We start from the raw sequence: 11,029 nt of genomic DNA on the forward strand, positions 1-11,029 counted from the left end.
TATCAGCAACTGCAAATGCCATTTCGCGATAGCTTGGTGGGCCAAAGTTCACAGTCGCATCATTTGAAAAGCCATAACCTTCAACGGGAATGCGAAACATATTTGTATCTAGGCTGCCGTTATCATTTTCATCATGGAAAAAACGAATGGCGTAATCACCCGGTGCAACATCGTTAAATGTTACCGTTACGCTACCTTGTTTAGCGCTCACAATGGTTGCGTTATACGCTTTGCCTTTTTTGTAGTTTTCTTCCCCTTGGAACAACTGCACAAAGAGTTTGCCGTTACTGTGTTTAACCGCCTCAATATTAAATTGCACGGTTTGCGCGTATATAGGTAGAATAAAAAGGTTTAAAGCAATTACGCATAGTTTTAAAAGTTTCATTGTTTGTCCTTATATTTGAGTAAATAATTCGAGCGGTTATTTGCCCGTGAGATAAACGTTAAAGTGATTTTTTTAATGCAACAATGACGCTTTCGTCAGTGCAGCTGAAAACTTCGTAAAATAAGTCAAAAGTAATGGTGTTCAATTGGCGAATCGTGAAATAAATCAACAAAATCAGTATTTAACAGAGTTTCGGTATGCCAAAGACATACTGAGTGATTCATTGGTTGTGGCTATTTTTGTGATCTTTTTAACCTTTCTAAGACCGTTTGGAATGCATCAGGTCGATTTGCTGTATGCAGGGACTTTTTGGACAGTGATTTGCTTTACTGGCTATGTGTTGTATTCGCCAACCATGTTTTTTTTATCAAAGTGGCTTTCCCGAGTGTTACCCGAACCAATCAATAATTCGGTAATTCATTTAGTCATATCCACGTTAGTAGCAAGTGTATTAATGGGGCTGTTAGCACCTTTTATTATTTCGGCTTTTTTTGGCATATTTAATGATTATTGGCAATCGCTACCGTTATCGTTTTTAACAAGTCTTTTTATTGGCGGTATTATTACGGGTGTAGGCTCAATTAAAAATTTAGTGATGCAGCAACAGAAACAACTTAAACAAAATGCTAAAGAATTAGCGCTAAATTCAGAAAAAGTAGAGAACATTCAAAGTCAACCAATCGAATCACTGATTAATGAATTACCCATGGCAAAACGCGGTAAATTAATTTGTTTGAAAATGGATGACCATTACTTAAATGTGATGACAGATAAAGGTGAGCACCTGCTATTAATGCGCTTTAAAGATGCACTCAGCAAGCTGGAGCATTATGACGGCTTTCAAACACACCGTTCTTGGTGGGTTGCCAAAGATGCCGTGGTAGATACTAAAAAAGATGGACGAAAGCTGGCGCTTGTAATGGTGAATGGCACCGAAGTGCCAGTGTCACAAACCTATTTAGCCAATACCAAAGCGGAGTTAGATCTTAAATAAACCATTAATTTTGAAATTTTATAAGCGCAACAGCACCTTGCTTACTAGTTTTGTTTGTAAGTGTTAACTCACCGTTTTGGTTACGTATTAATTCACGGCTTAATACTAAACCAATGCCTGAACCCTCAGGTTTGGTTGAATAAAACGGCACAAATAGGTTGTCGTTTAAATCAACGCCAATACCGTTATCTTCAATGGCAATTTGCCAATTATCGGTTTGATTAATCCGAATAGTCACGCCAGAGGCGTTCGCAGCTAAATTTGCCTCATTGGCGTTTTTAACTAGGTTGAGTAGCGCCTGCTCTAACTGCTCAATATCACAGGTTATACAGCCACTTTGTTCAATGATCATATCGACTTCGGGAAACAGCGCTTCGCAGCGTTTGGCTATTTCATCTGTGGTAACGTTGGCAAGTTCTGCACTTGGGATTTGCGACAACTTTGAGTAGCTTGCAACAAATTCCAACAAGTGCTCAGCGCGTTTCTCAATTACGTTAAGCATAGTGGTTTGAAGATCAGACTGAGTGTTTCTCGGTAACTCTTGCAGCGACTGCGCCATTGAATAAATTGGCGTAAGTGAGTTGCGAACTTCGTGATTTAGTACCCTTACCAGCTTTTGCCATGCTTCTTTTTCGTTATGCCTTAAAGATTGTTCAATGGATACAAATACCAACAAACGATAATGGCGATTGCCTCTTTGCAATAGATGTGCAACTACTTTATGACGTTGATTATTTTGTTTGAGCTGCCATTTATCGGCATCGACACTTAGTCCTAGGCTGGCTAAATCATTACCTAATAAGTTAGTAGTTTGATAATAATCGGATGCCGCTTGATTGTGATGATAAACCTGCGATTGGCTATCAATTACAATAATGGGTAGTTCAAGTTCGTTAATAAAATCAAAGATAAAACTTTCGTTTTGTGCGTATTCATGGCGTTTATTTTGAATGCGCTTGGCAATAGTGTGTAAATCACGTTTGAGTCCAGCAACGCGACCTGCTGAGTACTTAGCAAGGTGCCATACCGTAAACTCTTCATTAGCTAAGCCATCAAGCTGCACAGCAACGCTGTCGAGGGTATTAAAAAATCGGCGATACAGTGAAGTAAATACCAGAATAACTGGGGCGAGTAGGGCAATAATCAGTGTTGTGCCTTCAAGAAAATCGAGCTTAAAGTGCACAATTAAAAAAATTAATAGCCCTAATAAAATCAAACAAGGTAGCGTAAAAAGTGCAATGACCGTGCGTTCTAACGAGTGCTTTTGCATTAGCTGCTCTCTTTAACGCTAATATTGAATTTTTCGATGCGTCGATAAATAGCTGATTTACTTAGCCCTAAAAATTCGCCTGCAGCAATAACGTTGCCATCAAAGTGCTTGAGCGCATTATTGATCATTAGCTTTTCAGCTTGCTCTAGGTTCATCAGTGGCACACTTTCATGTTGTGTGCTGAGCTCGAGTTGCAAATGTGTTGCTTCAATACTGTCGCCATCGGTCATAATCACCGCGCGCTCTAATACGTGTGATAACTCGCGCACATTACCTGGCCAACTGTGCGCTTTGAGTTTTTCTAACGCGGTATTTGTAATTTGTAAAGGCTCAAAACCGTAGCGCTTACAGTGTTTTTCAATAAAGTGATTGGCAAGTAAGGCAATTTCGTCTTGGCGTTCGCGAAGCGGCGGAATGGTGAGCACTAGAGTATTTAGCCTAAACAATAAATCACGTCTAAATTCGCCATTGTTAATGGCTTTTTCAAGGTCGGCATTAGTTGCCGAAATGATGCGTGCATTGCTGGTTTGGGTTTTTGAACTGCCCAGTATTTCAAATTCACCGGTCTCTAAAACACGCAACATCTTGGCTTGCAGTGGCATTGGCAAGGTGCCAATTTCGTCTAAAAATAAGGTGCTATCATTGGCTCGGGAAAAGCGTCCTTCGCGGTTTTCTTTAGCGTCGGTAAATGCGCCTTTTTTATGACCAAATAATTCGCTTTCAAATAAGTTATCGGGAATAGCAGCCATATTCACACTCACCATATCGCGGTTTGCGCGTGGGCTGTTATTGTGAATGTACTTAGCAAGTAGGCTTTTACCTGAGCCATTTTCGCCGGTGATCAGCACATTCGCGTCAGTTTTGGCGATGCGGCTCGCGGCTTTAACGAGCGTTTTAGATTGTTCGCCTAATGCTAAAAATCCGCTGCTAAGTTGGGCATCGCTGGTATTTTCTGGCGTTAATTGGTTTTCGATAGATTCGAGTAATTTGACGTTTTTCCACGGCTTTTCGACAAAGTCGGATGCGCCAAGTTGCATTGCATTAACGGCTAAATCAACCTTTGCCCATGCGGTGATGACAATCACGGGAATTGTCAGCTCTTGGTGTTTCAGTTCTTTTAAAAAACTGAGGCCTTCTTCACCAGAGGTGGTGTCTTTGGTGAAGTTCATATCAAGCAAAATTAAATCGATTTGCTGATTTTTTAAAAGGGCTAAGCCCACACTTGGGTGGTCTGCCTCAGTGCACGTGTAGCCATGGCTTTCAAGTACAATGCGCGCCGATAAACGCACATCGACATGATCATCAATGATCAGTATTTTTTTCATAATTTTATTTTTATAGTCATAAAACTTATACCAATTGCATTAATTAGCTGGTCATTTAGCTCGCTAGAATGATCAAATGATTAATAAAATTGGTATTAGCCCGCTCAGGTTTGCAAAGCGGGCTTAGAGCAGAGGTAATAACCTCAAATTTAGGTTAATTATCTCTTAATACAGCCATTGGCTTTGCGTTTATTAACTTACTCATTGGGAACAAGGTTGCAAACAAAGCAAAAATCACAATGCTTATGGCAGTTATACTGAGCCATAGCCAATTGAGAAGCAACCAATTTGATAATTGTGTTTTAAACAGCATATAGCCGCCAATCATTACAACTATTGCGGCAATAAAGGCCACAGCTAAAGGCAGTAGGGTATCTGACAACAGCTGCTGATACAATCGCTTGCGCTTTGCACCGAGAGCCATTCGCATACCGTATTCGTAGCGGCGCAGACCTAGGTTATAGCTAAGTACACCATATATACCAATGCCAGCAAGTACTAAAGTAAAGATCCCCAGTACAATACACAAGCTCAATGTGATGCGTTCCATATGAACTATTTTGGCGTGCTCGTCTTCAAGAAAATCAAATTTCCAAAGGCCAATACGGCTATCCACGGTTCGTGCTGCTTGTAGTAACTTTTCGCGGTTTAGGGTTTTGCCTTGTTCCATTTGAATAATGTAAGGGTAGCCAAACGCTTGTGATGGCCACCAAAAATGACGCCCTTGGTGCTTATCAAAAAACTTAGGGTGATTAAAGTTTTCAGTTATACCAACTACCTCAACTGGGTTATCAGGGTCAAAACTTAAGAATTTTTCGCCAATTAAACTGCCGCCAGGTTTAAGTAAATCATTTACCGCTTTTGACACTAAAAATTCGTGCTTTTCACCGCGAATGGCAGCTTCGCTAAAGGTGCGACCTTCAATAATTTTAAGACCAGTAATATCAAAGTAATCGCGGCCAACCCAAGCTTGTGGAATAAAGATAGTTTCTTTACCTGACATATCTTTTACTGTACTTGAGCGTACGCCATCATTCACAGGACTGTCGCCATGTCCAACACGGGCAACACCGTCAATTTTTTCAATTGCCTTGCGGATGTCGCTAATAGCGTTGTAACGGGCCTCTGGCGTTCTGTCTCTGTCGCGTAAAAACATATACACGCTGTAGCGGTTCTCTACTTCACTGCCAAGCGGCCGTAATAGCGTTTCTAACGTTTTGTTTAATGCCATGGTGGCACCAATTACAAGGGCTGTTGCTAAAAACAGTTGCAGCGCAATTAACAGCTTTACAGTGCTGCCTTTGATTTGGCTAACACCACCTTTACCTGAGCTTTGAATTTGCGTTCTAAGCTGGCCATAGTTGATTAATCGGCTGGTGATAAAAGCAAATAACCAAGCAAATACCACACAACAAATTACGGCAGAAGATACTACGGTGAGGTCGAGATTAATGGCGCTAACAAGTGGTAAATGACCTTCACTCAAAAACTTAAATAATTTAATGCCCCAGGCCGCAAAGAACAGCCCCGATATTGCCGATACCACCATCAGTAGGCTTGATTCAACTAGAATACTGGTGAAGATAACACGGCGCTTTGCACCTAAAACAGCTTGCAGTGCGAGTTGTTTGTGCTTAACTACGGCGCGAGAAATAAATAAGTTACTGACATTTAATAGGGCAATAAGTACCAGACTGACCACGCCCACTAACATAAAAATTGCTAACGTATCGTTGCCGTTAAGTTCCTTTTCACGAAAATTCGTGACGATCGGCACAATGTCGTCTACTTCATCAAATACCGCTTTCCACTCACTTTTTATTTCTAATAAACGTGCATGTAAAAACGCTTTGGTTGATTCGTTTGTTTCGCCCTCTTTTAAAGTGCCAATAAGCTTAAGGCTGCCAAATAAGTTCCACCAAGGGCTTGGGCGATCCTCATTATAAAAACGCAGATCTGAGCTGAAGTGAAACCATAAATCACTTTTACTGCGATTAAACATAAATGGGTTTGCGTACTCTTTACCGACCACACCAACAATTTTGTATTGGGCATTCACCAGTTCAATGGTTTTACCTAACACGTTTTTATCGCCGTTATAGTACGTTTGCCAGATTGGATAACTAATTAGCACTTCAGTACTTTTATCATCAAGGCGTTGTTGTGGTGTTAAATAGCTGCCAAGGGCTAGCGGCATATTGGTAATGTCGTAATAGTCATCGCTGGCAAAGGTCAAATTTAGCTTAGGCTGACCAGGCAAATTCATGATTACGTCTTCGCCAATGTTAACTGCGGCGACTTTGTCAAAATTGTCGTGGTTGTTATACCAGTGAATAATCGACTGAAAGCTTTGATAACCTGGGCTATTTTTATCGGAATAGACGTTGTCTTGTTCCACTACCACTAAGCGCGCTTCGTCATCTAGATTAAGTGGTTTAATAAAGTAGCTACTAAATAAGCTCATCACCACAAAAAAGCAGGCAAGCGTGAGCGAAAGAGTAAGCACAATGGCGCTGGTAAAGCCTGGCGCTTGTAGCAGCGAATTGCTAGCGTGTTTAATTTGTTTGGTTAGGCGTTGGACACTCATGCATGCGCCTCCAATTGGGTTTCAACATCAATTGCGCTGACTGTTTGGTTGTTAGTATTGAGCACTTTGCCATCGAGCAGTTTTACTTGTTTTTTAGCGTAGCCGGCATAGCGCGGGTCGTGGGTTACCATGCAAATTGTGGTGCCTTGTTCGTTTAGTTCGGCAAGTAATGCCATTACCGCATCACCATTTTTTGAATCGAGGTTACCCGTTGGTTCATCCACTAATAAAATGCTTGGGCTGCCAGCAAGGGCGCGCGCTATCGCAACACGTTGTTGCTGACCACCCGATAATTGATTTGGTTTATGTTTTGCACGATGATCAATTTCCACTTGTTTAAGTGCTGTATTTACGCGGGTATCAATATCAGCTTTGCTTAAAGCGGGTTCGCGATACAACAGCGGCAGCGCTACATTGTCGTAAACACTAAGCTCATCAATTAAGTTAAACGATTGGAAAATAAAGCCAATATGCAAATTGCGCAGCTCGGCAAGGGTATCCATATTAAGGCTGCTGGCATCAACACCTTCAATTTTATAGCTGCCACTGGTGACATCATCAAGCAGGCCCATCACACTTAATAAGGTTGATTTACCACAGCCTGATGGGCCGCTAATAGCAATGTAATCACCTTTATGAATTTGTAAGTTGATATCGCTTAATGCGTGAGTTTCTACGTCGTCGCTAAAGTAAATTTTTGACACATTGGTCAGTTCAATTACCGGTGTATTTTCCATGATTGCTTCCTTAATTATTTGTAATCGTTATTGTTTGCAAGTGTTTAAAATCAGAGCTGTCTGAAATTACAAGGGTGTCACCGGCATTTGCACCTGAATTGATAACAATGTTATCGCCGGCTAGTTTACCAAACTCAACTTGGGTTTTAACCAATTGATTTTCGGCAGGGTTTAAAATGAAAATATGGTTTTGTGTATCGCCACTGATAAAGCTTGGGCGACGCACATAAAGGGCGTGGTTAAGCTCGTCGGTGACAATATCACCTTCAATGGTGAGCTGTGGGCGGGCATTGCTTGGTAAGGTGCCTGTAAGTTCAAGCTCTACAGTAATGCGACCATCGCTGACGATTGGATTAATACGATTAACCACCGCTGATACCGTACCTGCGAAGGTGTTTACGCTTGCTTTTTGACCGACTTCAATGCGGCTTGCTTCGCGCTCTGGCACATTTAAATCGGCAAGCAGTTGATGCTCACTGCCAACTACCGCAAGCGGTGCGCCCATTTGCACAGATTGGCCTTGCTCTACATTGACTGCATGTAACATGCCATTGATGCCTGCGGTGACATTGAGTTTGTCGACATCTTGCTGTGCTGCATTAAAGCTAAGCTCAAATTCGCGCATTAATTCGCGCTCAACTTGTAATCGTTGGTTGTGTAAATCACTCGCTTGGCCGAGCTGCTGTTTGGCAAGAGAAACGCGTTTACTCAGCTGTGATACTGCTAATTGCGAGCGCTTGTAATCAAGGGTAGATACAATGCCTTGTTCAATTAGTTTTTGCTCAGCTTCAGCGCGCAAATTGGCGTTGGCGAGTTCGCTTTCAAGCAAAGTTAGGTTTGCTTCAAGGTTTAGTTTTTCGCTTTTTTGGCTAAGTTTTAACGCTTCAAAGTTGGCTTTTTGACGAGCAAGCGTTAAACGAGCGCGGTTTAGCTGCTGCTCAAGTGTAGGATTTGAAAGGCGCAAAATCACGGTGTCTTTTGTTACGCGGCTACCCGGTAGGTGAAATACTTGCTCTACTTGTGCTTGATAACGGGCAGTAATAAAGCGGCTGTATTTAGAACGCAGTTGGCCAAAACCCGACACTGTTAACTTAAGTGGGCCACTACTTACGTCTGCAAGCAGTAACTCATTTCGGTTTATTGTTGCACCGCCATCACTAAATGAGGACGCAAACCCCACGACTAAACTGAGCGATAAAATAATCGCGAGCGGCATCGGCCAACGTTTCTTTTTATTATTACTTGCAAGGCTTTGTTTAATATCCATCTGACTAACTTAATAACTTTTGATAGTTTAGCTATAGCGAAAGCTATGCCATTAATTAAACTCAATAAAATCAAGTGCTTATTTTTTTGCGGTTGAAGTTGATTTCCCTTGAGTGGGAATGGGAATTAAAAGTGGGAAAATAATTTCAAATAGTTATTAAACGATTAGTCTAATTAAACAGGTATAATAGATGTGGTATTGAGGTTTACCATCGAAATATGATTAAAATAGACTCATACTGTCAACCTAAGTTACAATCCTGTAACCATCTGGATTTATTAAAAATAAAATGGTTTTTCTATGCTGATTTTTAACGCGGCTAAACGCATAATACTGCTAGTTGGTATATCACTCTTTTTTTCCGCGTTTACCTGTGCGTTGGAAACGGCCACTTCTTCAGCGTCAATTCAGCCAATAACCCAAATAAAAGTCATTCCAACGAGCTTTCACGATTTTAAATCGCACGATTATTACACCACGTTACTCAAACTCGCACTTGAAAAAACGAAGGATAGTTATGGTGAGGCAGAAGTTGTAATCACTAAAGAAATGTTGGTGCAGGATAGATTTTTTAAAGAGTTAAATGCTGAGGGGGCTATTGATGTTTATTGGACGGTAACCTCAATTACGCGAGAGCAACAAGCAATACCAATTAGAGTGCCTTTGCTTAATGGTATTATGGGTTACCGGGTATCAATCATACTTAACAAGCGGTTAAATGAGTTTAAGCAGCACTATAATGAAACTTATCTAAAAAAAATGATTGCTGGGCAAGGCCACGATTGGCCTGATTATAACGTACTTACTTTCAACGATTTTTTAGTGCTTGGAACGAGCAATTACAATTCAATTATTGAATTATTAAAGCGACGTAGAATTGATCATTTTCCGCGTGCGATTAATGAAGCTTTGGTGGAGCTTGAGACATTAAAAGATAATGAGTTGGCATTAGAGCCAAATATTTTACTTCACTACCCCTCTTATATTTTCTTTTTTGTGTCTAAATCAAATCCAGAGTTAGCAAAGCGCTTGGAATATGGCTTAGCCCTTGCAATTGCTGATGGAAGTTTTCAGTGTGTCTTTGAAAAATATATCGATATTAATCGCATTCGCTCGCAATTAAATTTGCCATCACGGCGGCTGGTTTCGTTAGATAATCCGCTCTTATCAGAGCAAACACGTAAATTGGCGTTACAACAAATATGGCAAATAGACACTTCGAGTAAATGCTGAACATACTTTACATAATAAGACAGCTGTTTCTTTTGTTGAATTTAGCTCGTTTTCTCAATTGATTAGGCAAGATTTAACAAGCAATCCCTATGCTTTTTTTAAAGCCATTATCAACTTAATTACTCCTTTTGAGTGTTTTTCATACTTTTACAATGGGTTTACGTTACTTTACATATCAACATTCATACTTGTGTTTGAGATAATCAAAAGCAGGTATACAAAATGAAATCATTACCTTTTATCAGTGTTGTTTTGGTAAGCTCGGCGCTTGTTGGTTGTGGTGGGAGTGAGTCACCGCTTATTTCCATTAATGAACCCGTTGCAATGTCAGCGCCAGCAGTTACAGCAATGTTGGATACGACAAATCAAGATGCTTATGCCATTTTTAACTTTTCTAGTGAGCAAACAGCAAATTTTGAATGTCAACTAAACGAATACGATATTACTAATTGCACTAGTCCGCAACACTATGTAGGTCTTGAAAGTGGTCGTTATCTACTGAAGGTATGGGCAGTTGTTGATGGTAAACGTAGTGAACCAACAGAATATCAATGGACTATAGACAGTGTATTCAATATTACTTCACCACATGCCGATTTAGTTAAAACAACGGTTCAACCCAGTGCGGTTAATGATGCAAGTTGGCGCGGCATTTTCCGCATCAATTGTGATTTCTCGCATGCCAGTTATAATGATCCGATTGTCTATCCTGGGCAAGAAAATGCAGCCCATTTGCATCGATTTTATGGCAATACCGAGGTTGATCATTCAACCAACATGGAATCACTTTATAGTCAGGGTGATTCCAGTTGCCAAGGTAATCATCTTAATCGCTCATCATACTGGGTACCGACTTTATTAGCGCCCGTATATGATCCGAACACCGGTGACCAAACATTTGATGAGTCAGGTCAGCCCAATCTGCAAGTTGTTCCAGCAGTTGTTGGTAATGACGATGAGGCACATGAAGTGTTTTATTACTCAGCTGGGGTAGATAACCTTAACAGTATTGAAGTTATTCCTGCCGGATTAAAAATAATAGCGGGCGATCATATGGGTCAGCCTGGGCAAGCACAGTCAACGAGTATTGTGCGTTGGCATTGTCAGTCGTGGGAATCAAATGATTCTACAAATCCGCGTTTTAGCACCAGTATTCCGGAGTGTGTTGCACCTGATCGCCTGCGAATGGATGTATTTTTCCCGAGTTGTTGGAATGGTGAAGAGCTTGACA

9 protein-coding genes are annotated in these 11,029 nt (G+C 40.9%); 3 read left to right on the forward strand and 6 right to left on the reverse strand.

What is annotated here, in order from left to right; all coding sequences use genetic code 11:
• On the reverse strand, nt 1-385 hold a 385-nt coding region (locus ABYD77_RS14705; RefSeq protein ID WP_372770874.1), incomplete at its 3' end, for a DUF2141 domain-containing protein.
• Between the two features lie 145 nt (nt 386-530).
• Here ABYD77_RS14705 and ABYD77_RS14710 point away from each other — a divergent pair.
• The gene (locus ABYD77_RS14710) at nt 531-1,379 is read left to right on the forward strand and encodes a LytTR family transcriptional regulator DNA-binding domain-containing protein (RefSeq protein ID WP_372770875.1); all 849 of its coding nucleotides are present in this window, start codon (nt 531-533) and stop codon (nt 1,377-1,379) included.
• Between the two features lie 4 nt (nt 1,380-1,383).
• On the opposite strand, the gene ABYD77_RS14715 is transcribed toward ABYD77_RS14710, so the two are convergent.
• The 5 genes from ABYD77_RS14715 to ABYD77_RS14735 all read right to left on the reverse strand — a co-directional run bounded on the left by ABYD77_RS14715 (nt 1,384) and on the right by ABYD77_RS14735 (nt 8,565).
• Complete coding sequence (locus ABYD77_RS14715) at nt 1,384-2,649, reverse strand: PAS domain-containing sensor histidine kinase (RefSeq protein ID WP_372770876.1); 1,266 nt, start codon at nt 2,647-2,649, stop codon at nt 1,384-1,386.
• Entirely contained in the window at nt 2,649-3,974 is a 1,326-nt protein-coding gene (locus ABYD77_RS14720) for a sigma-54-dependent transcriptional regulator (RefSeq protein WP_372770877.1), read from the reverse strand. Before ABYD77_RS14720 ends, ABYD77_RS14715 begins: the two co-directional genes overlap by 1 nt.
• A gap of 154 nt (nt 3,975-4,128) precedes the next feature.
• Nucleotides 4,129-6,561 (reverse strand): ABC transporter permease, encoded by a 2,433-nt coding sequence (locus ABYD77_RS14725; protein WP_372770878.1) that lies wholly within the window; start codon nt 6,559-6,561, stop codon nt 4,129-4,131.
• Complete coding sequence (locus ABYD77_RS14730; RefSeq protein ID WP_372770879.1) at nt 6,558-7,298, reverse strand: ABC transporter ATP-binding protein; 741 nt, start codon at nt 7,296-7,298, stop codon at nt 6,558-6,560. Before ABYD77_RS14730 ends, ABYD77_RS14725 begins: the two co-directional genes overlap by 4 nt.
• Nucleotides 7,299-7,308: 10 nt before the next feature.
• Entirely contained in the window at nt 7,309-8,565 is a 1,257-nt protein-coding gene (locus ABYD77_RS14735) for an efflux RND transporter periplasmic adaptor subunit (RefSeq protein ID WP_372770880.1), read from the reverse strand.
• Between the two features lie 300 nt (nt 8,566-8,865).
• Here ABYD77_RS14735 and ABYD77_RS14740 point away from each other — a divergent pair, with 300 nt between their 5' ends.
• The gene (locus tag ABYD77_RS14740) at nt 8,866-9,798 is read left to right on the forward strand and encodes a hypothetical protein (RefSeq protein ID WP_372770881.1); all 933 of its coding nucleotides are present in this window, start codon (nt 8,866-8,868) and stop codon (nt 9,796-9,798) included.
• Nucleotides 9,799-10,020: 222 nt separating this feature from the next.
• Nucleotides 10,021-11,029 (forward strand): DUF1996 domain-containing protein (locus tag ABYD77_RS14745; RefSeq protein ID WP_372770882.1); only part of this gene is annotated, 1,009 nt, incomplete at its 3' end.

The organism is Pseudoalteromonas sp. (genome assembly GCF_041629635.1).
Classification (GTDB): domain Bacteria; phylum Pseudomonadota; class Gammaproteobacteria; order Enterobacterales; family Alteromonadaceae; genus Pseudoalteromonas.

What these genes read in the sequence shown, in the direction of transcription:
- ABYD77_RS14715 (WP_372770876.1), bottom strand. Translation starts at nt 2,649, where the DNA reads ATGCAAAAGCACTCGTTAGAACGCACGGTCATTGCACTTTTTACGCTA.
- ABYD77_RS14720 (WP_372770877.1), bottom strand. Translation starts at nt 3,974, where the DNA reads ATGAAAAAAATACTGATCATTGATGATCATGTCGATGTGCGTTTATCG.
- ABYD77_RS14725 (WP_372770878.1), bottom strand. Translation starts at nt 6,561, where the DNA reads ATGAGTGTCCAACGCCTAACCAAACAAATTAAACACGCTAGCAATTCG.
- ABYD77_RS14730 (WP_372770879.1), bottom strand. Translation starts at nt 7,298, where the DNA reads ATGGAAAATACACCGGTAATTGAACTGACCAATGTGTCAAAAATTTAC.
- ABYD77_RS14735 (WP_372770880.1), bottom strand. Translation starts at nt 8,565, where the DNA reads ATGGATATTAAACAAAGCCTTGCAAGTAATAATAAAAAGAAACGTTGG.
- ABYD77_RS14740 (WP_372770881.1), top strand. Translation starts at nt 8,866, where the DNA reads ATGCTGATTTTTAACGCGGCTAAACGCATAATACTGCTAGTTGGTATA.